This window comes from Kitasatospora sp. CM 4170 (genome assembly GCF_032110285.1).
GTDB classification, from domain to species: domain Bacteria; phylum Actinomycetota; class Actinomycetes; order Streptomycetales; family Streptomycetaceae; genus Kitasatospora; species Kitasatospora aburaviensis.
The window spans coordinates 4,025,119-4,043,466 of record NZ_CP134877.1; the positions used below are offsets into that span (position 1 = coordinate 4,025,119).

Annotated in this window: 19 protein-coding genes; all 19 read right to left on the bottom strand. The window is 69.0% G+C overall.

All coding sequences use genetic code 11. The features are described from left to right. Positions 1 to 822 (bottom strand): 30S ribosomal protein S3, encoded by an 822-nt coding sequence (gene rpsC / locus RMN57_RS16840; RefSeq protein WP_209414069.1) that lies wholly within the window; start codon positions 820 to 822, stop codon positions 1 to 3. After that, positions 822 to 1,169, bottom strand: coding sequence for a 50S ribosomal protein L22 (gene rplV, locus RMN57_RS16845; RefSeq protein ID WP_030232471.1), 348 nt, complete (start codon positions 1,167 to 1,169; stop codon positions 822 to 824). The genes rpsC and rplV overlap by 1 nt, the downstream gene beginning before the upstream one ends. 57 nt (positions 1,170 to 1,226) lie before the next feature. Further along, the gene (gene rpsS, locus RMN57_RS16850; RefSeq protein ID WP_035848164.1) at positions 1,227 to 1,508 is read right to left on the bottom strand and encodes a 30S ribosomal protein S19; all 282 of its coding nucleotides are present in this window, start codon (positions 1,506 to 1,508) and stop codon (positions 1,227 to 1,229) included. A gap of 11 nt (positions 1,509 to 1,519) precedes the next feature. Beyond that, a complete protein-coding gene (gene rplB / locus RMN57_RS16855; RefSeq protein ID WP_209414068.1) occupies positions 1,520 to 2,356 on the bottom strand; it encodes a 50S ribosomal protein L2 in 837 nt (278 codons plus the stop codon). 46 nt (positions 2,357 to 2,402) lie between these two features. Continuing rightward, positions 2,403 to 2,720: a 50S ribosomal protein L23 gene (gene rplW, locus RMN57_RS16860; RefSeq protein WP_030280768.1), complete on the bottom strand. Its 318-nt coding sequence runs from the start codon at positions 2,718 to 2,720 to the stop codon at positions 2,403 to 2,405. Then, positions 2,720 to 3,397 carry a 50S ribosomal protein L4 gene (gene rplD / locus RMN57_RS16865; RefSeq protein ID WP_313764187.1) on the bottom strand — a complete coding sequence of 226 codons (678 nt, stop codon included), beginning with the start codon at positions 3,395 to 3,397 and terminating at the stop codon, positions 2,720 to 2,722. The genes rplW and rplD overlap by 1 nt, the downstream gene beginning before the upstream one ends. Before the next feature lie 4 nt (positions 3,398 to 3,401). Next, positions 3,402 to 4,049 carry a 50S ribosomal protein L3 gene (rplC, locus tag RMN57_RS16870; protein WP_030263524.1) on the bottom strand — a complete coding sequence of 216 codons (648 nt, stop codon included), beginning with the start codon at positions 4,047 to 4,049 and terminating at the stop codon, positions 3,402 to 3,404. Between the two features lie 14 nt (positions 4,050 to 4,063). After that, complete coding sequence (gene rpsJ, locus RMN57_RS16875; protein ID WP_012785157.1) at positions 4,064 to 4,372, bottom strand: 30S ribosomal protein S10; 309 nt, start codon at positions 4,370 to 4,372, stop codon at positions 4,064 to 4,066. Positions 4,373 to 4,865: 493 nt separating this feature from the next. Beyond that, the gene (locus RMN57_RS16880; RefSeq protein WP_313764188.1) at positions 4,866 to 6,686 is read right to left on the bottom strand and encodes a hypothetical protein; all 1,821 of its coding nucleotides are present in this window, start codon (positions 6,684 to 6,686) and stop codon (positions 4,866 to 4,868) included. Positions 6,687 to 6,801: 115 nt separating this feature from the next. Further along, a complete protein-coding gene (locus tag RMN57_RS16885; RefSeq protein WP_313764189.1) occupies positions 6,802 to 7,695 on the bottom strand; it encodes a glycosyltransferase in 894 nt (297 codons plus the stop codon). Between the two features lie 131 nt (positions 7,696 to 7,826). After that, positions 7,827 to 8,204 carry a DUF2304 domain-containing protein gene (locus tag RMN57_RS16890; protein WP_313764190.1) on the bottom strand — a complete coding sequence of 126 codons (378 nt, stop codon included), beginning with the start codon at positions 8,202 to 8,204 and terminating at the stop codon, positions 7,827 to 7,829. Further along, positions 8,201 to 8,890, bottom strand: a complete 690-nt coding sequence (locus RMN57_RS16895; protein ID WP_238862994.1) for a glycosyltransferase family 2 protein — start codon at positions 8,888 to 8,890, stop codon at positions 8,201 to 8,203. Before RMN57_RS16895 ends, RMN57_RS16890 begins: the two co-directional genes overlap by 4 nt. 105 nt (positions 8,891 to 8,995) lie before the next feature. Beyond that, the gene (locus RMN57_RS16900; protein ID WP_313764191.1) at positions 8,996 to 10,336 is read right to left on the bottom strand and encodes a hypothetical protein; all 1,341 of its coding nucleotides are present in this window, start codon (positions 10,334 to 10,336) and stop codon (positions 8,996 to 8,998) included. Positions 10,337 to 10,460: 124 nt separating this feature from the next. Further along, positions 10,461 to 12,539 carry a hypothetical protein gene (locus tag RMN57_RS16905; RefSeq protein ID WP_313764192.1) on the bottom strand — a complete coding sequence of 693 codons (2,079 nt, stop codon included), beginning with the start codon at positions 12,537 to 12,539 and terminating at the stop codon, positions 10,461 to 10,463. Positions 12,540 to 12,690: 151 nt separating this feature from the next. After that, entirely contained in the window at positions 12,691 to 13,176 is a 486-nt protein-coding gene (locus tag RMN57_RS16910) for a GtrA family protein (RefSeq protein ID WP_313764193.1), read from the bottom strand. Next, positions 13,176 to 14,132, bottom strand: coding sequence for a glycosyltransferase family 2 protein (locus tag RMN57_RS16915; RefSeq protein ID WP_313764194.1), 957 nt, complete (start codon positions 14,130 to 14,132; stop codon positions 13,176 to 13,178). The genes RMN57_RS16910 and RMN57_RS16915 overlap by 1 nt, the downstream gene beginning before the upstream one ends. A gap of 172 nt (positions 14,133 to 14,304) precedes the next feature. After that, on the bottom strand, positions 14,305 to 15,498 hold the full coding sequence (gene tuf, locus RMN57_RS16920) for an elongation factor Tu (RefSeq protein ID WP_313764195.1): 1,194 nt from the start codon (positions 15,496 to 15,498) through the stop codon (positions 14,305 to 14,307). 234 nt (positions 15,499 to 15,732) lie between these two features. After that, entirely contained in the window at positions 15,733 to 17,838 is a 2,106-nt protein-coding gene (gene fusA, locus RMN57_RS16925; protein WP_313764196.1) for an elongation factor G, read from the bottom strand. Between the two features lie 39 nt (positions 17,839 to 17,877). After that, positions 17,878 to 18,348 (bottom strand): 30S ribosomal protein S7, encoded by a 471-nt coding sequence (gene rpsG / locus RMN57_RS16930; protein ID WP_030055803.1) that lies wholly within the window; start codon positions 18,346 to 18,348, stop codon positions 17,878 to 17,880.

An 18,348-nucleotide genomic window follows, 5' to 3' on the forward strand; every position in this document is an offset into this window, starting at 1 on the left:
TCAGGCCTCCGTTCCGGTGTTCTCAGCAGCCGGAGCCTCGGTCACCGGGGCCGCGGGGGCCTCGGCGGCGGGACGACGGCCACGGCCACCGCGCTCGCCACCACGGCGCTCGCCACCGCGGGCGGGACGACCACCCTCGGGACGGGCCGGGCGGTTGCCCGAGCGGGCAGCGGCGTTCTCAGCGCGGACCTCGGCGATGTTCTTGACGTCGCCCTTGTAGATCCAGACCTTCACGCCGATGCGGCCGAAGGTCGTCTTGGCCTCGAAGAAGCCGTAGTCGACGTTCGCGCGCAGGGTGTGCAGCGGCACACGGCCCTCGCGGTAGAACTCCGAACGGCTCATCTCGGCGCCGCCGAGACGACCGGAGCACTGGACCTTGATGCCCTTGGCGCCGGACTTCATGGTGCCCTGCATCGACTTGCGCATGGCACGACGGAAGGAGACGCGGGAGGACAGCTGCTCCGCGACGCCCTGAGCCACGAGCTGGGCGTCCAGCTCGGGGTTCTTGACCTCGAGGATGTTCAGCTGGACCTGCTTGCCGGTCAGCTTCTCGAGGTCGCCGCGGATGCGGTCGGCCTCGGTGCCACGGCGGCCGATGACGATGCCGGGGCGAGCGGTGTGGATGTCAACGCGGACGCGGTCGCGGGTGCGCTCGATCTCGACCTTGGAGATGCCGGCGCGCTCCATGCCCTTCGTCATCATGCGACGAATGGCGACGTCTTCCTTGACGTAGTCCTTGTACAGCTTGTCGGCGTACCAGCGGGACTTGAAGTCCGTGCTGATGCCGAGGCGGAACCCGTGCGGGTTAACCTTCTGGCCCATTACCGGGTCCCTTCCTTGCTGCTGACGACCACGGTGATGTGGCTGGTCCGCTTGCGGATCCGGTAGGCACGGCCCTGGGCGCGCGGACGGAACCGCTTCAGGGTCGGGCCCTCGTCAACGTACGCCTCAGAGATGTAGAGGTCGTCCACGTTGGAGTGGTTGTAGTTGTGCGCGGCGTTGGCGATGGCGCTGTCGAGCACCTTGCCGACCGGCACGGTGGCGGCCTGCGGAGCGAAACGCAGGACGGCCTGGGCCTCCGTGGCGTTCAGGCCACGGATGAGGTCCACCACGCGGCGGGCCTTCATGGGCGTGACGCGGATGTACCGCGCCTGGGCCCTGGCTTCCATGGTTGTCCCCTTAATGGAGTAAGTCATTGAGTCGTTCTGGCGGTGAAGCTCAGGCGACTAGCGACGCTTCGACTTGCGGTCGTCCTTGACGTGGCCGCGGAAGGTGCGGGTCGGAGCGAACTCGCCCAGCTTGTGGCCGACCATCGACTCGGTGACGAACACCGGGACGTGCTTGCGACCATCGTGAACCGCGATCGTGTGGCCGAGCATGCTCGGGGAGATCACGGAGCGACGGGACCAGGTCTTGATGACGTTCTGGGTACCCGCCTCGTTCTGAGCGTCCACCTTCTTGATGAGGTGGCCGTCGATGAAGGGGCCCTTCTTGAGGCTGCGCGGCATCTGACCTGCTCCTAGCGCTTCTTGTTGGTCTTGCGGCGGCGCACGATGAGCTTGTCCGACGCCTTGTTCGGGCGACGGGTACGGCCCTCGGGCTTACCCCACGGCGAGACCGGGTGGCGACCACCGGAGGTCTTACCCTCACCACCACCGTGCGGGTGGTCGATCGGGTTCATGGCCACACCACGCACGGTCGGGCGAACGCCCTTCCAGCGCATACGGCCGGCCTTGCCCCAGTTGATGTTCGACTGCTCGGCGTTGCCGACCTCACCGACGGTGGCGCGGCAGCGCGCGTCCACCAGGCGGATCTCACCGGAGGGCATGCGCAGGTGCGCCATCTTGCCCTCACGCGCCAGCAGCTGGATGCCGGAGCCGGCCGAGCGGGCCAGCTTGGCACCGCCGCCGGGACGCAGCTCCACCGCGTGGATGGTGGTACCGACCGGGATGTTGCGCAGCGGCAGGTTGTTGCCCGGCTTGATGTCGGCCGCGGGGCCGTTCTCGATCCGGTCACCCTGCGTGATGCCGCGCGGAGCGATGATGTAGCGCTTCTCGCCGTCCGCGTAGTGCAGGAGCGCGATGCGCGCGGTGCGGTTCGGGTCGTACTCGATGTGCGCGACCTTGGCCGGCACGCCGTCCTTGTCGTGACGACGGAAGTCGATCACGCGGTAGGCGCGCTTGTGACCGCCACCCTGGTGGCGAGCGGTGACACGACCGGCGTTGTTACGGCCGCCCTTGCTGTGCAGGGGGCGAACCAGCGACTTCTCCGGCGTGGACCGCGTGATTTCTACGAAGTCGGCCACGCTGGAGCCACGACGGCCCGGCGTAGTCGGCTTGTACTTGCGGATGCCCATTTGGCTCTCTCGTCCTCGTCCTAATCGACGATCACGATCTCCCTATTCAGGAGACCGGACCACCGAAGATGTCGATGCGGTTGCCCTCGGCCAGCGTCACGATGGCGCGCTTGGTGTCCTTGCGCTTGCCAAAGCCCGTCTTGGAGCGCTTGCGCTTGCCCTGACGGTTGATCGTGTTGACAGCCTCGACCTTGACCGAGAAGACCGCCTCGACGGCCTGCTTGATCTGGGTCTTGTTGGCGCCCGGCGACACGATGAACGTGTACTTGTTCTCGTCGAGAAGGCTGTAGCTCTTCTCGGAGATGACCGGCTTCACCAGGACGTCACGGGGGTCCGTGAACGTCTTGCTCGTAACGTCGCTCATCAGGCGGCGCTCCCTTCGAGCTCGCCCTCAGCGGCAACGGCCTTGGCGGACGCGGCCGGACCGGCCACGAAACGCTCGAAGGCGGCCTGGGTGAAGACCACATCGTCGGAGACGAGCACGTCGTAGGTGTTCAGCTGACCGGCGTCCAGGATGTGCACGTTCGGCAGGTTGCGAGCGGACTTGAGGCCCAGCTCGTCCGCACGCTCGACGACCAGGAGGACGTTCTTGCGGTCGGTGATCTTGCCGAACAGGCTCTTGGCGGCCTTGGTCGACGGCGCCTCGGTCGCGGTCACGCCGGTGACGACGTGGATGCGGTTGTGGCGGGCCCGGTCGGTGAGCGCACCGCGCAGGGCGGCGGCGATCATCTTCTTCGGGGTCCGCTGCGAGTAGTCGCGCGGCACGGGACCGTGCACGACGCCACCGCCGGCGAACTGCGGCGCACGGGTCGAGCCCTGACGGGCGCGGCCGGTGCCCTTCTGGCGGTACGGCTTCTTGCCGCCACCGCGGACCTCGCCACGAGTCTTGGTCTTGTGGGTGCCCTGACGGGCCGCAGCGAGCTGCGCCACGACGACCTGGTGCATCAGCGGAACGCTGACCTTCGCGTCGAAGATCTCGGCCGGCAGCTCGAGGCTGCCGGTCTTGTCGCCAGCCGGCGACAGGATGTCAATGGTGCTCATTTCCTCACAGCCCCTTCGCCGCGGTGCGGACGAGGACGAGGCCGCCGTTCGGGCCCGGGACGGCGCCCTTGATGAGCAGCAGGCCCTTCTCCGCGTCGACCGCGTGCACGGTCAGGTTCTGGGTGGTCACACGCTCGTGACCCATCCGACCGGCCATGCGCAGGCCCTTGAACACGCGGCCCGGGGTGGCGCAGCCACCGATGGAACCGGGCGAACGGTGCTTGCGCTGGGTGCCGTGGCCGGCGCCGAGACCCTTGAAGTTGTGACGCTTCATGACACCGGCGAAGCCCTTGCCCTTGGAGGTGCCGGTCACGTCGACCTTGACACCCGCCTCGAACAGCTCGGCGGTGATCTCCTGGCCCAGGGTGTACTCGGACGCGTCCGAGGTACGCAGCTCGACCAGGTGGCGGCGCGGGGTGACACCGGCCTTGGCGAAGTGGCCCGCGAGGGGCTTGTTCACCTTGCGGGGGTCGATCTCGCCGAAGCCGATCTGGACGGCGTCGTAGCCGGCCGGGCTGTCGGCGGTGTGGACCTGGGTCACGACATTCGGCCCGGCCTTGACGACGGTCACCGGAACGATCCGGTTGTTCTCGTCCCAGACCTGGGTCATGCCGAGCTTCTCGCCCAGGATGCCCTTAATCTGCTTAGCCATCTTCGGTGCGCCTCTCAGAGCTTGATCTCGATGTCGACACCGGCCGGCAGGTCGAGACGCATCAGCGAGTCAACCGTCTTCGGCGTGGGGTCGAGGATGTCGATCAGACGCTTGTGAGTACGCATCTCGAAGTGCTCGCGCGAGTCCTTGTACTTGTGCGGCGAGCGGATGACGCAGTACACGTTCTTCTCAGTGGGCAGCGGCACCGGGCCCGCGACCTGCGCACCAGTACGGATCACCGTCTCGACGATCTTCTTCGCCGAGGAGTCGATGACCTCGTGGTCGTAGGCCTTGAGCCGGATGCGGATCTTCTGTCCCGCCATGGCTACTCAGTAGTCCTTTGTGTCGTCTGCTGCTTCTGCGGCCGGATTCGTCCGGGTGGACTGTGTCCGGTGGCACCCCTGGGTGGTTACCTCCGACCCACGCGGTCGGGCGTGTCGCACTCCCGCTTGCAAAAAACCGGAAGAGTGTGTCCTCTTCTCGGTGTTCTCGCTGTGAGTCGGTGAGGTCTTGCACCCACCAGGCGCCGGGTCGAGGCCCCGCCCACGCTTCCCGGAAGATTCCCGTACGTCCGCCCCGCAGCTGCCGCGGTGTCGACTTCACACCACTGCATTCACACACTTCACGTGAACACATGAACGGCCATCACGGGAACGACGAGTACTTGGGACTCGCTTCCAGTCCTCCCGGCGGGAGGCGCGCAGCATCGGCACTCAACCGAGCAACTTGGACATACTGCCACAGGGAGCAGCCCGGATGCCAATCGGCCCCGGCGTGGTCCGCACCACGCCGGGGCCGCTCAGCCGGTCCGCTCCGCTACCAGGGGCGCTTGGAGCCGCAGACCAGGGCCCATTCCTCGGCCTTCACGTTGGCGCACCACAGCTGCCCCTTGTCGGGCTCGTTGTTGTACTCCTTGAGCTTGTAGTTCACCGGCGCGCAGTCCGTCGGACCGGCCGGGTCGTACTTGGGGCACTTGCCGTTGCGGTTCACCAGGATGTGCGCGCGCCAGGCGTCGGCGCCCATGTCGATGACCTCCGACTTGCCGTCCGGGATGGCCTTCGGGTCGGTGGTCGGCATGTAGCGGTCGGCCGACCAGGAGGCACCCATGGTGGCGAACAGCGCGAGCGCACAGACCACGCCCGCGACCATCCGGCCGGTGACCGCCGGGCGGATCGCCCCCGCGACCGGCTTGCCGTCCTCGACCCGCTGCAGCGTGCGCGCCCAGGTCGCCCCGCGCTGCACGGCGAACATCAGGCCGAGCACGGCGAGGATCATCAGGGCGTACAGGATGATCCAGGTGGTGCGCGGGTAGAGCTGGATCGCCTTGTCCTGGGCCAGGTGCGAGGCGAACCAGAAGCGCAGCAGCCAGGCGCCGATCAGGGTCGCCGCGACCGTCCGGACCGCGATGCTGCGCAGGCCGAGGCCCAGCGCCAGCGCCGCGCCGGCCAGCAGCAGCAGCGTGTAGGCGCTCTGGCCGGCGAGCTCGCCGCGCCAGGGCCAGTCGTGGTAGGTGAGGCGGCCGGAGCGGTCCGAGGCCCAGCCCATGATGTACGCCGGGTCGATGTAGACCGGCAGGTAGGCGTACCGGTCCTTGGCCTGCGCGCCCAGCTTGACCAGCTGGTACAGCAGCGGCGAGGCGATGACGCCGGCGCTCAGCACCGTCACGCCGAGGAACAGCAGGGCCCGCTTGAGCCGCGCGGCGCCCTGGCGCCACGGCACGACGAACATGGTCAGGACGAAGACCCCGGGGGCCGCCCAGACGAACCAGCCGTTGTACCAGAGGAACATCACGCCGAAGGAGCCGCCGAAGCTCAGGGCGCGGAGCACGACCGAGCGGGTCGACAGCTCGTGGGCGCGGCGCAGCTCGCGCAGGGCGCCCGCCAGCATCGGCACCATCACGATCATGGTGACGTGGCTGTACGGGCGGATCGGGTCGAGGAAGAGGATCGCCGACGGGACCGCGATCAGCAGGGCCCAGACCGGCCGCAGCAGCAGCCGCCAGGACAGGTAGGCCATCGGGCCGACAAGCGCGCTGCAGATCAGCTGGAGGTCCTTGAGCGCGTAGCCACCGCCGCCGACACCGCCGTAGAAGAGCTTCGACCAGACCGCCAGGGCCCCCGGGAACCCGGGCGGGTAGACGCCGGGCACGCCCTGACCGCGCAGCATGTCGTTGGCCATGCCGATGAGGTTGCCCGGGTCGCCCTCCTGGCCGCCCAGACCCCACTGGGTGCCGTTCAGCGCCACCGCGATGCCGCCGGCCACCACACCGGTGGACAGGCCCGCGACGGCGGCGCAGACCAGCCGCTGGGCGAGCTGGGCGCGTGCCACGCTGCCCCGGTAGGCGGTGTAGAGCAGCACGGCCAGGACCGGCAGGCCCACCAGCGCCGCGTACTTCTGGATCATGGCCAGGCCGCTGACCTGGCCGACCCGGGCGAGCGGGTTGACGTCGATGCGGGTGCAGAGCAGGGCGAAGCCGAAGGCCGCCACGACCGACACCACCGCCTCGGCGGTACGGGCGGCCCAGGGCCGGGCCAGCAGGCCCGGGGCCCGCGAGCCGGCCGGGTCCGTCGTCACACCGCCCGGCCGGCGCGGCTCCGTGGTGGAGCCGCCGACCGGGTCGGCAGCCAGATCAGTCATGTCAGTCGCTTTCGTGGAGTGCCGCGGATGTGGCGACGGTCGAACGGACGTCGTGGGGGCGCCGCCCGGTCCCCCGGCCGCTGCCGAATGCCTGCTTCGGCGCTGCCCGGGACGGTCAGCCGGTACGGACGGCCCGTCCCACCATGGCCCCGGCGTGCGCGAAGTCACCGGCGCCGAGCCGGCCGGCCGCCACCATCAGCGCGTGCAGGCGCGAGGACAGGTGCAGGTCGGCGGAGCGGGCGGCGGCGTTCCAGCCCTTGGCGCGCAGCTCCTTGGCGATCAGCGCGTAGTAGTGCAGCTCCTCGTCGAAGCGCTTGCCGTCCTTGACCCGGGTCGAGGAGTCGCTGGCCTGGTGGCGGCGGTAGCGGAACACCTCGCGCTCGTCGACCAGGAGGTTGCCGCCCTCCATCAGCATGTCGACCATGAAGGCCAGGTCGTGGATGGCGTCGATGTCCGGGCGGTACGGGATCTTCGACAGGGCGGACTGGCGGTAGGTGAGCGAGGGCGTGTACAGCCAGTTGCCGGAGAGCAGGCTCTTCACCGCCTCCTCGCCGCCGATCACGCCGGCCTTGCGGGCCGGGGCGCTGATCTTGCGCTTGACCTTGTCGCCGATGCCGACCGAGGTGAGGATCGTGCCCTCGCTGTCCATCACCCGCACGCCGGGCTGGACCGCGATCGCCTTCGGGTCGGCCCGCAGGCGCTCCAGGACGACGTCGAGGTAGTTCGGCTCCAGCAGGTCGTCGGCGCCCATCATCGAGACGAACTCGCGCTCGGCCAGGGTCGAGGCCTTGTAGGTGTTCCCGTTGGGGCCCAGCCGCTCCTCGTTGCGGATGTAGCGGATCCGCTCGTCGCCCAGGCTCTCGATGTACTCCAGCGCCCGGAAACCCGGGTACTGGTCGTCCACGATCGTCAGCCGCCAGTCCTCCTGGTGCTGCGCCCGGATGCTGTCGATGGTGGCGAACAGGTACTCCGGGTCGCCGTAGTACGGAATGACGAAATCGACGCTCATGGCGGCGCCGCACCTCCTGGTCTTGGTCGCGCTTCGGTGCACCGGCGCGCCTGCCCGGTGACGCGAAGAGGAACGGTACCCCGCACGGGGGTCCCGTTCTCTCGTCGGTGTCCTCGCCCGGCGGCCCCGGGTCAGCGCTCGGAGCTGACCGGGACGTCGAGGCGGTCGTTGTTGTGGCGGATGCCCTCGGTGATGGCCACCGTACGCGCCAGGTCGGTGATCTTCTTCTCCAGGGAGCGGAAGCGCAGGTAGGTGTTGAGCGTCAGGAAGCCCATCCCGATCACCATCAGGTACAGCACCAGGTCGGTGCCGCGGCCCACGCCCAGCGCGGTGGCCAGCTTGGTCACGCCGGTCGGCCACAGGATCGCGACGATGTTCGCGATCACGAAGAGCGAGAAGGCGATGCGCTTCCACGCCCTGGTGTTCGCGGCGTCCCAGCGCCGGACGAACAGGAGGGCCATGGCCACGGCGGCCACGACGAGGATCAGCTGAATCCAGAGGTGGTTCATCGGCGGTTACGCTCCCGCAGCGAGATGTCGAAGAGGATGTTGACGCCATTGATCAGGGACTGACCCTTGGCGCGAGAGTAGTCGGTGTACAGGATGTCCACCGGCACCTCGGCGACCCGCAGATCCGAGCCGGCGAGGAAGGAGACGATCTCCGAAGCGTGGGCCATGCCGTTCATGGTGATCCGGATGCGGCCGGCGGCCTCGCGGTTCATGACGCGCAGACCGTTGTGCGCGTCGGTGAGCTTCAGCTTGCGGGCGGTGGGGCTGACCGCGGCGGCCGTCCGCAGCACCACGCGCTTGATCCACGGCACCTGGCCGGTCTGCTCGATGAAGCGGGAGCCGAGCACGATGTCGGCCTCGCCCTGGCGCAGCAGCGCCACCATCTTCTCGACGTCGCCGGTCTGGTGCTGGCCGTCCGCGTCGAAGGTCGCGAAGTACTCCGCGCCCTGCTGCTCCAGCGCGTACTTCAGACCGGTCTGCAGCGCGGCACCCTGGCCGAGGTTCACCGGGTGGCGGACGAGGTGCGCACCGGTCGTCATGACGTGCTGCGCCGTGTCGTCGGTGCAGCCGTCGTCCACCACGACGATGTTGGGGAAGGTCTTGCGTGCCCCTTCCACGACCTCGGCGATCACCTGGCCTTCGTTGTAGGCCGGGATCACCAGCCAGACGTTGTCGTACTCGGACACAGGGGCTCCATGCTTGGCGATCGGCACGCCGGTGCGTGCCTGGGTCGGTCTGTCGTCGGTGCTGCTCATGGGCGTCGTCGGCCAGTCACAGTCGGGTCCTCACCGTCACGAGGTGCGGAGCGGCTCGGTCGCCCGGTCCCCGTCCGGGCGCGGGCGGGCGTCGCCGGACGGGCGGGGACGGGAGGGCATCGCCCGGTACAGGGCCCACAGCATCAGCACGGCGCTGACCGCCGCACCGGCCAGGTAGGCGAGCTCGGCGCGCAGGCCGACGGCACCGGGGGCGCACGCGACGGCGACCAATGCTACGGAACCCGTGGCCCAGCCCACCAACTGGAGGCGGTGCTGCGAGCGCGACATCAGGGCCTGGCCGAAGACGGTGGCCAGGACGTAGCAGAGCGTCCCGAGGACCAGCCAGGTGAAGTCGAGCGGGCCGAGCAGGTCCTTGGCGTTGAAGAGCAGCGGGTTGAGCCAGGCACCGAGAGCGATGACCGGCAGACCGCCGCCGATGCACATCGCCGCGACCACCGCGGTGGTCCGGGTCAGCACCTTGCGGAACTCGCCGTGGTCCCCCGCCGCGGCCGCGCCGGAGAGCGCCGAGACCATCGAGGCCTGGAGCGCGCTGTAGGCGAAGAGCGGCACCCGGGCCATCACCACGGCCTGGCCGAGCGCGAACACCAGCGCGTCGGAGGCCTCGGAGTGCTTGGGGGCGAGCAGCCGGACGCAGACCACGGTGGCGTTGACCACCAGCTGGGAGAGCATCACCGAGGCGATCAGCAGGCCCAGGCCGCCGGTCAGCTCCTTCCAGGCCACCTCGGGGCCGGGTGCCCGGTCGGCCAGGATTCCGCGCAGGCCGATCAGGGCCGCCACGACCGGGGCCACCACCAGGATCAGGCCGAAGGCCAGCGCCGAGTGCAGCCCGGCCACGGCGGTCAGCGCGGCCAGGCCGATCCGCAGGGCGCCGTCGACGGCCAGCTGGGTGCCGTAGGGGCCGAACAGGCCGAGGCCGGCCAGGGCGCCGCGGGAGACCGAGCTCACCGCGAGGCCGGCCAGGCCGCCGGCGAGCGCCAGCACGAGCGAGGTGTCGCCGCCGAAGAGCAGGTCGGCGATCGGGCGCGCGGCGGCGGCCAGGACGCCGCAGGCGCCGGCCAGGATCGCCAGCGCGAGCAGCAGCATCCGCCGGACGGCCGGCAGTGCGCCGGCTCCGGCCACCTTGCGGGCGGCCACCAGTCTGGTCAGCTCCAGCTCGACCGGCTGGAACAGTCCCCAGCCGACCGACATGACGACGGTCCAGAGCATCGTCACCCGGGCGGCCCCGGCGGTGCCGAGGCTGTAGCCGACGAGCGCCATGTAGACGTACGCCGAGGCTCCGAGCACAACCGTGCCACCGACCACGAGCCGGGCCCCCGGGGGGAGAATCCCGAGCAGCTTGGCGATCGGGTTCTTCATCACATGATCACCGAGTTCACCGGCCGACCTGGGCTCCCGTCTCCGCACGCGGTCGGCCCCCTCCGTGCGATTGCTGTGAATAGTAGCGGGTCACCGTGAATGCTCGGTGACCCTCCCGGGACCGTCAGCCACCGGGGAAGGTGCGCTTCCACGGTTCGGTCCAGAGGTTCTGAGGATCGCTCAGCACCGTCACCTTGACACCTTGGGCGGCCAGGTCGTGCTTGATCCGGTCGCCCACGGAGCGGTCGGCCGTCACGATCGTCGGCGGGGCGGGCAGCTTGGCGATGAACTCCTTCAGCTTCCCGACCGACTTCCGGTAGTCCTCCTCCTTGGGGGACGGACCGCCGATGCCGATGTGCGGGTGCATGTCGTACAGCGCGGCCATGTCGCCGCCGCGCCGGTTGAGCAGCGCGGCGAGCCAGGTCGCCTTGAGGTTCTTGTAGTCGTCGTTCGCCACCAGGAAGACGACCGGGCCGGTCACACCGGGGAGCTGCAGCGCCTCGGCGCCCTTGGGGCCCATGTCGCTGCGCCACTCGCCGCGGCCCCAGGCCACCAGCGGGTTGGCGTACCAGTCGGCGCGCTTGTCCTCGGTGCTGAGGAAGCCCCACTGGACGCCCGCGAAGAGGCTGAGCGCGGTGGCGACGGTCAGGACGGAGACGACCAGCTCGCCGGCCCGCCGCGGCAGCGTCCGGGTGCTCCCCCGGTACTGGCCCTGCAGCACGACGCCGACCGCGCCGAGCGAGATCAGGCTCACCACGACGCCGACGCCGGTCATCTTGTGGAAGTAGTAGGAGTACCGCTGGATGGTGTGCAGCTGGTACAGCGCGAAGGCGCTCAGCAGCGCGCCGGTGCCGAGCAGCACCGCCAGGTGCGCCTGGCCGGTGGCCGTGCGGCGGTTGCGCGGCATCACCGCGGCCAGCAGGCCCAGCAGGCCGCCGCCGATCAGCACCGAGTTGTCGGCGCTGACGGACGGCCCGTTCATGTTGGAGGCGCTGGCCACGTCCAGGTCGCCCATCAGCGACAGGGCGCTCGGCAGCGCGGCGACACCGAGCGTCACCACCAGTGCGCCGATCACCCAGAACCAGCGGCCGGCGAACTTGCGGCGGTGCACGACGAGCGCGCCGAACAGCGCGACCCCGGCGAACGCGCCGTAGATGTTGTAGGCGTAGGTGACCGTGATCATGCCGGCGGCGCCGGCCAGCAGGAACTCGCCCACCCCCATGGCCGGCCGGACGGCGACCGCCAGCGTCAGGGTCACGAAGAAGAGCCCGATGAAGGTGGAGTCGAAGCCGTGGGCGAGCAGGTCCAGGTAGTTGGTCGCCAGCATGACGGCGCCGACGGTCGCGCACACCGCGGTGCACCGCCAGCCGCGCAGCCGCGGCCCGCCGATCCAGCGGGCGGCCCAGACCAGCCCGCCGCAGAACAGCGCGTAGCAGACCAGCAGGTACAGGAAGTAGCGGTTGACCGTGTAGATCATCGCGCCGGGGTCGGCGGAGGAGTGGACCAGCGCGTCCACCCAGGCCAGCAGGAAGTGCGAGCCCTGCGGGTAGGTCACCTCGGACGGCGGGATCAGGTAGGCCTTGGCCGCCTCCTGGTGGAGGAAGTTGAAGCCGCCGACGCCCTGGATGCCGGAGAAGAACGAGAAGTGTGCGAGCCGGTCCTCGGAGGTGGCGAACAGCGCCACCCGCTCGGCCGCCGTCTCCCCCATGAGCGGGTGGAGGAGGTAGCGCCCGACCACCGCGACGGTGCCCAGGACCAGGAGGTCCGAACCCCGGAAGCGCAGCGGCAGCCGCGGGCGCCGGCGCGCGAGCCAGCCGCCCACCGAGATCAGGGTGAACATCACCCCGGTGGTCGGCACCGGGGCGAGGCCCCACGGCCAGAGCGAGTACAGCAGGCCGAGGGTGAGCACCGAGCCGGCCACGATCAGGCCGGCGACCACCAGGCGGTCCAGCAGCACGCCGCCGGTGCGGATCACGGCCGCGACCGCCAGCACGAGCAGCGGCAGCAGCAGGACGCCGAGGTGCACCGCGACCAGCCCGGCCGGCACCAGCCAGGACAGCAGCAGGGCCAGGGCCAGGTGGAGCGGGTTGCGCCGGGGCCCCCGGGCCCCGGCCCGGCTTCTCGGCCCGACGGGTCCGGCCGGCTCGGCCGGCTGCGGCCGGTTCCGAGCTCCTCTGGTCAGCTCGGACTGTGCGGTCGACACGCGGAGTGCCCCTTCGGTCGGATCTCCGCCAATGCCCCCCTCTGGGCCGGGCGGGCCCCCGTCCACCGAAACGACACAACAGCGCACGGGTAGGCTACAAAGGGCAATCATATAGACAGCCTGCGTCCCCGAACGATCGCGGGGCGCGCCGTCAACTGTCGGACAACCCGGACGGCTTGCTCCGGAAGACCCACACCTTCAACAACAGGAACCGGGCCACCGTGGCGAGTCCGTTCGCGGCCACCAGACCGACGACCTCCACCACCCGGGACGCGTCCGGGACGGCGAGGTCGAGCAGGGCGAGCGCTCCGGCGCTGAGGCCCAGTCCTATCACGAACGCCACCGCGCCCTGGAGCTGATGACGGATCATCCCCTCCGATCCGGTGACCCCGAAGGTGAAGCGCCGGTTCGCCGCCGTGTTGGCGACCGCGCTGACGGCGAGCGCGATCAGGTTGGCGGCCTGCGGGCCGGTGAACCAGCGCGCGACGACGAACAGCAGCAGGTAGAAGAGCGTGCTGAGGACGCCGATGACCAGGAACGACGGGAGCTGACGCCGGGTCGACCCGCTCGCCGGCGACGCGGCGGGAGCGGACGCGGTCGGCGAGGGGGGCGGCGTCGGGCCGCCGGCGGACGCCATCAGGCCTGCCCCTCCGACTCGTCGTCGGCGGAGTCGTAGCCGACGAAGTAGGCCGGCCGGGCCTGGACGGCCGAGTAGATCCGGCCGACGTACTCCCCGAGCAGGCCGACGCAGACCAGCTGGACGGCGCCGATGAAGAGCATGCCTATGAACAGCGACGACCAGCCCGGCACCGTCGACCCGAGCGCGTACTCGACGGTGGTGTAGACCGCCAGGCCGATGCAGACCAGGAAGCTCAGCAGGCCCAGCCAGGTGGCCAGCCGCAGCGGGCTGGCGGAGAAGTTGGTGATGCTGTCGAGGGCGAGCCGGACCATCTTGGACAGCGGGTAGTGGGTGCTGCCGGCCACCCGCTCCTCGCGCACGTAGACGACCTCGCCGCTGGGGAAGCCCAGCCACGGCACGAGCATCCGGTAGACCGGCTGCTGCTCGGGCAGCGCCTTCAGCGCGTCGACCGCGGCCCGGCTGAGCAGCCGGAAGTCGCCGGCCTGGTTGGGCATCCGCTTGCCGACCAGCCTGCGCATCAGCCAGTAGTACGCGCCGGCCGTGTGGCGCTTGAAGAAGGTGTCGGTGCCGCGGTCCCCGCGCACGCCGTAGACGATGTCGAGGTTCTGCTCGCGGGCGAGCGAGAGCATCTCGGGGATCTTCTCGGGCGGGTCCTGGAGGTCGGCGTCGATGGAGACCACGTAGTCGCCGAAGGCCCGGTGGATGCCGGCGGCCAGCGCCGCCTGGTGCCCCGAGTTGCGGGCGAAGCGCACGATGCGGAACTCGGGCCAGTCCTGGCGGATCTTCTGCATCAGCACCGGGGTCGCGTCGGTGCTGCCGTCGTCGACGCCGACGACCTCGTAGGTGACGCCGAGCCCGTCCAGGATCGGTCGCAGTCGCTCGACCGTCAGCGGCAGCGCTTCCTGCTCGTTGTAGATCGGCATCACGATCGACAACTGGGGAGCCGTGGGCATGAGCTGGTCCCGCTTTCCACTGCTGGGGCTTGGTTTCGGCAAAGATAGCAGCCGCCTCTGAGCGGTCCGTGAAGGCTGATGAGGCGCTGCTGAGAAGGCCGAAGGGCCCCGCACACCGGGGTGTGCGGGGCCCTTCGGATGCCTGTGGAGCAGGCAGGTCTAGACCGTCAAATTACTTGAGGATCTTGGTGACCTGGCCGGCGCCGACGGTGCGGCCACCCTCACGGATGGCGAACTTCAGGCCCTCCTCCATGGCGATCGGCTGGATCAGCACGACCGTCATGGCGGTGTTGTCGCCCGGCATGACCATCTCGGTGCCCTCGGGAAGGGTCACGACGCCGGTCACGTCCGTGGTACGGAAGTAGAACTGCGGGCGGTAGTTGTTGAAGAACGGGGTGTGGCGGCCACCCTCGTCCTTCGACAGGATGTAGGACTGGGCCTCGAACTCGGTGTGCGGGGTGACCGAGCCCGGCTTGATGATGACCTGGCCGCGCTCGACGTCCTCGCGCTTGATGCCACGGAGCAGCAGACCGACGTTCTCACCGGCCTGGCCCTCGTCGAGCAGCTTGCGGAACATCTCGATGCCGGTGACCGTGGTGGTGGTCTTGGTCTCCTTGATGCCGATGATGTCGACAGTCTCGTTGACCTTGAGGATACCGCGCTCGATACGACCGGTGACGACGGTGCCACGACCGGTGATCGTGAAGACGTCCTCGATCGGCATCAGGAACGGCTGGTCCACGGCGCGGGCCGGGGTCGGGATGCTCTCGTCGACCGCGTGCATCAGGCCGAGGAGCTTCTCGCCCCACTCCTTGTCGCCCTCCAGCGCCTTCAGCGCGGAGACGCGGACGACCGGCAGGTCGTCGCCCGGGAACTCGTACTCGGAGAGGAGCTCACGGACCTCGAGCTCGACGAGCTCCAGGATCTCCTCGTCGTCCACCATGTCGGCCTTGTTCAGGGCGACGACGATGTAGGGGACGCCGACCTGGCGGGCCAGGAGGACGTGCTCCTTGGTCTGCGGCATCGGGCCGTCGGTGGCGGCGACGACGAGGATCGCACCGTCCATCTGGGCCGCACCGGTGATCATGTTCTTGATGTAGTCCGCGTGACCCGGGCAGTCAACGTGGGCGTAGTGACGCGCCTCGGTCTGGTACTCGACGTGCGCGATCGAGATGGTGATACCGCGCTGCCGCTCCTCCGGCGCCTTGTCGATCTGGTCGAACGGCGTGAAGGGGTTGATCTCCGGGTACGCGTCGTGCAGCACCTTGGTGATGGCCGCGGTAAGGGTCGTCTTACCGTGGTCGATGTGACCGATGGTGCCGATGTTGACGTGGGGCTTCGTCCGCTCGAACTTCGCCTTCGCCACTGCAGTCCTCCTGAGGACAGTTCTGTACGCCGTGCTGACGTCAGTTGGTCTTTGATCGGGTTGGGTACGGGGTGCCGGAGCACCCCATGCCGTCCCGCGGGTGGGGGCCGGAGGCCCCCGGGAGAATCCGGCTGGATCCTCCCGGGTCGCCTCCTAATAGCCTAAGGGTTCGCAATCGTCCCGAATGTCGGGACGTACTGCGGCCTCGGATAAGGGGCCGGCTGGCGCCGGTCCTTACTCGCCCTTGGCCTTGGCGATGATGTCGTCCGCCACGTTCCGCGGAACCTCGGCGTACGAGTCGAACTGCATCGAGTAGCTCGCGCGACCGGAGGTCTTGCTGCGCAGGTCACCGACGTAGCCGAACATCTCGGAGAGGGGCACCAGCGCCGTGACGACGCGGGCACCGTGACGCTCGTCCATGGACCGGATCTGGCCACGGCGAGAGTTGATGTCGCCGATCACGTCGCCCATGTAGTCCTCGGGCGTGGTGACCTCGACGGCCATCATCGGCTCAAGAAGGACCGGCTTGGCCTTCTTGGCGCCTTCCTTGAAGGCCATCGAACCGGCGATCTTGAACGCGAGCTCGGAGGAGTCGACGTCGTGCGCCGCACCGTCGAGCAGCTTCACGCGAACGCCCTGGAGCGGGTAGCCGGCGAGGATACCGAACTCCATGGCCTCCTGGCAGCCGGCGTCGACCGACGGGATGTACTCCCGCGGCACGCGGCCACCGGTGACCAGGTTGACGAACTCGTAGCCCTCGGCCTGCTCGAGCGGCTCGATCGCGATCTGCACCTTGGCGAACTGACCGGAACCACCGGTCTGCTTCTTGTGGGTGTAGTCGATGCGCTCGACGGCCTGGCGGATCGTCTCGCGGTACGCGACCTGCGGCTTGCCGACGTTGGCCTCGACCTTGAACTCACGGCGCATACGGTCGACGAGCACCTCGAGGTGCAGCTCGCCCATACCCGCGATGATGGTCTGGCCGGTCTCCTCGTCCGTGTTGACCTGGAAGGACGGGTCCTCCTCGGCGAGACGCTGGATGGCGACACCCAGCTTCTCCTGGTCACCCTTGGACTTGGGCTCGATCGCGACGCGGATGACCGGGGCCGGGAAGTCCATGGACTCCAGGATGACCGGGTTCTTCTCGTCGGACAGCGTCTCACCGGTGGTGGTCTGCTTCAGGCCCATGACGGCGATGATGTCGCCGGCGCCCACCGAGTCGATCTCCTCACGCTTGTTCGCGTGCATGCGGTAGATCTTGCCGATGCGCTCCTTCTTGCCCTTGACGGCGTTCAGCACCGAGGTGCCGGACTCCAGGCGGCCCGAGTAAACCCGGACGAAGGTGAGCTTGCCGAGGTGCGGGTCCGACATGATCTTGAACGCGAGCGCGGCGAGCGGCTCGTCGTCCGAGGCCTTGCGGGAGATCTTGACGGTGTCGTCGCCCGGCTTGGTGCCCTCGATGGACTCGATGTCCAGCGGGGACGGCAGGTACTTGACGACGGCGTCGAGCAGGGGCTGAACGCCCTTGTTCTTGAACGCGGTGCCGCAGAAGATCGGGGTGAAGTCCGAGTTCAGCGTGCCCTTGCGGATCGCGTCCTGCAGCAGCTCGACCGGGATCTCCTCGCCCTCGAGGGCGAGCTCCATGATCTCGTCGCTGACGTTGGACACGGTGTCGATCAGCTGCTCGCGGTACTCCGCGGCCTGCTCCTCCAGGTCGGCCGGGATGTCGACGATGTCGTACATCTCGCCCTTGGCGGCCTCGGCGGACCAGACCAGCGCCTTCATGCGGACCAGGTCGACAACGCCCTGGAAGTCCGACTCGGCACCGATCGGCAGCTGCATGACCAGCGGGGTCGCGCCGAGGCGGTCCACGATGGTCTTGACGCAGAAGAAGAAGTTCGCGCCCGTGCGGTCCAGCTTGTTGATGAAGCAGATGCGCGGGACGCCGTAGCGGTCAGCCTGCCGCCACACGGTCTCGGACTGGGGCTCGACACCCGCGACACCGTCGAACACCGTCACGGCACCGTCGAGCACGCGCAGCGAACGCTCCACCTCGACGGTGAAGTCGACGTGGCCCGGGGTGTCGATGATGTTGATGGTGTTGTCGACGTCGTCGACCGTCCAGTGACAGGTCGTCGCGGCCGACGTGATCGTGATGCCGCGCTCCTGCTCCTGCTCCATCCAGTCCATGGTGGCAGCGCCATCGTGGACCTCACCGATCTTGTACGAGACACCGGTGTAGAACAGGATCCGCTCGGTGGTGGTGGTCTTGCCCGCGTCGATGTGGGCCATGATCCCAATGTTGCGGACCCTGGCCAGGTCAAGGGAGGTTGCAGCCATGGTGGCTCGTTCTCTCTCTGTCTAGTGACGGGGTACGGACTACCAGCGGTAGTGCGCGAAGGCCTTGTTGGACTCGGCCATCTTGTGGGTGTCCTCGCGACGCTTCACGGAAGCGCCCAGGCCGTTGCTGGCGTCGAGGATCTCGTTCATGAGGCGCTCGGTCATGGTCTTCTCGCGACGGGCGCGGGAGTAACCGACCATCCAGCGCAGCGCCAGGGTGCTGGCGCGGCCCGGGCGGACCTCGACCGGAACCTGGTAGGTCGCGCCACCGACACGGCGGGACTTGACCTCGAGGGCCGGCTTGACGTTCTCCAGCGCGCGCTTCAGCGTCACGACGGGGTCGGAGCCGGTCTTCTCACGGACGCCCTCGAGGGCGCCGTAGACGATCCGCTCGGCGGTGGAGCGCTTGCCGTGCAGCAGGATCTTGTTGACCAGCTGGGTGACGACCGGGGAGCCGTAAACCGGGTCGATGATGACCGGGCGCTTCGGGGCGGGGCCCTTACGAGGCAT

What these genes read in the sequence shown, in the direction of transcription:
- rpsC (WP_209414069.1), bottom strand. Translation starts at nt 822, where the DNA reads ATGGGCCAGAAGGTTAACCCGCACGGGTTCCGCCTCGGCATCAGCACG.
- rplV (WP_030232471.1), bottom strand. Translation starts at nt 1,169, where the DNA reads ATGGAAGCCAGGGCCCAGGCGCGGTACATCCGCGTCACGCCCATGAAG.
- rpsS (WP_035848164.1), bottom strand. Translation starts at nt 1,508, where the DNA reads ATGCCGCGCAGCCTCAAGAAGGGCCCCTTCATCGACGGCCACCTCATC.
- rplB (WP_209414068.1), bottom strand. Translation starts at nt 2,356, where the DNA reads ATGGGCATCCGCAAGTACAAGCCGACTACGCCGGGCCGTCGTGGCTCC.
- rplW (WP_030280768.1), bottom strand. Translation starts at nt 2,720, where the DNA reads ATGAGCGACGTTACGAGCAAGACGTTCACGGACCCCCGTGACGTCCTG.
- rplD (WP_313764187.1), bottom strand. Translation starts at nt 3,397, where the DNA reads ATGAGCACCATTGACATCCTGTCGCCGGCTGGCGACAAGACCGGCAGC.
- rplC (WP_030263524.1), bottom strand. Translation starts at nt 4,049, where the DNA reads ATGGCTAAGCAGATTAAGGGCATCCTGGGCGAGAAGCTCGGCATGACC.
- rpsJ (WP_012785157.1), bottom strand. Translation starts at nt 4,372, where the DNA reads ATGGCGGGACAGAAGATCCGCATCCGGCTCAAGGCCTACGACCACGAG.
- RMN57_RS16880 (WP_313764188.1), bottom strand. Translation starts at nt 6,686, where the DNA reads ATGACTGATCTGGCTGCCGACCCGGTCGGCGGCTCCACCACGGAGCCG.
- RMN57_RS16885 (WP_313764189.1), bottom strand. Translation starts at nt 7,695, where the DNA reads ATGAGCGTCGATTTCGTCATTCCGTACTACGGCGACCCGGAGTACCTG.
- RMN57_RS16890 (WP_313764190.1), bottom strand. Translation starts at nt 8,204, where the DNA reads ATGAACCACCTCTGGATTCAGCTGATCCTCGTCGTGGCCGCCGTGGCC.
- RMN57_RS16900 (WP_313764191.1), bottom strand. Translation starts at nt 10,336, where the DNA reads ATGAAGAACCCGATCGCCAAGCTGCTCGGGATTCTCCCCCCGGGGGCC.
- RMN57_RS16910 (WP_313764193.1), bottom strand. Translation starts at nt 13,176, where the DNA reads ATGGCGTCCGCCGGCGGCCCGACGCCGCCCCCCTCGCCGACCGCGTCC.
- RMN57_RS16915 (WP_313764194.1), bottom strand. Translation starts at nt 14,132, where the DNA reads ATGCCCACGGCTCCCCAGTTGTCGATCGTGATGCCGATCTACAACGAG.
- fusA (WP_313764196.1), bottom strand. Translation starts at nt 17,838, where the DNA reads ATGGCTGCAACCTCCCTTGACCTGGCCAGGGTCCGCAACATTGGGATC.
- rpsG (WP_030055803.1), bottom strand. Translation starts at nt 18,348, where the DNA reads ATGCCTCGTAAGGGCCCCGCCCCGAAGCGCCCGGTCATCATCGACCCG.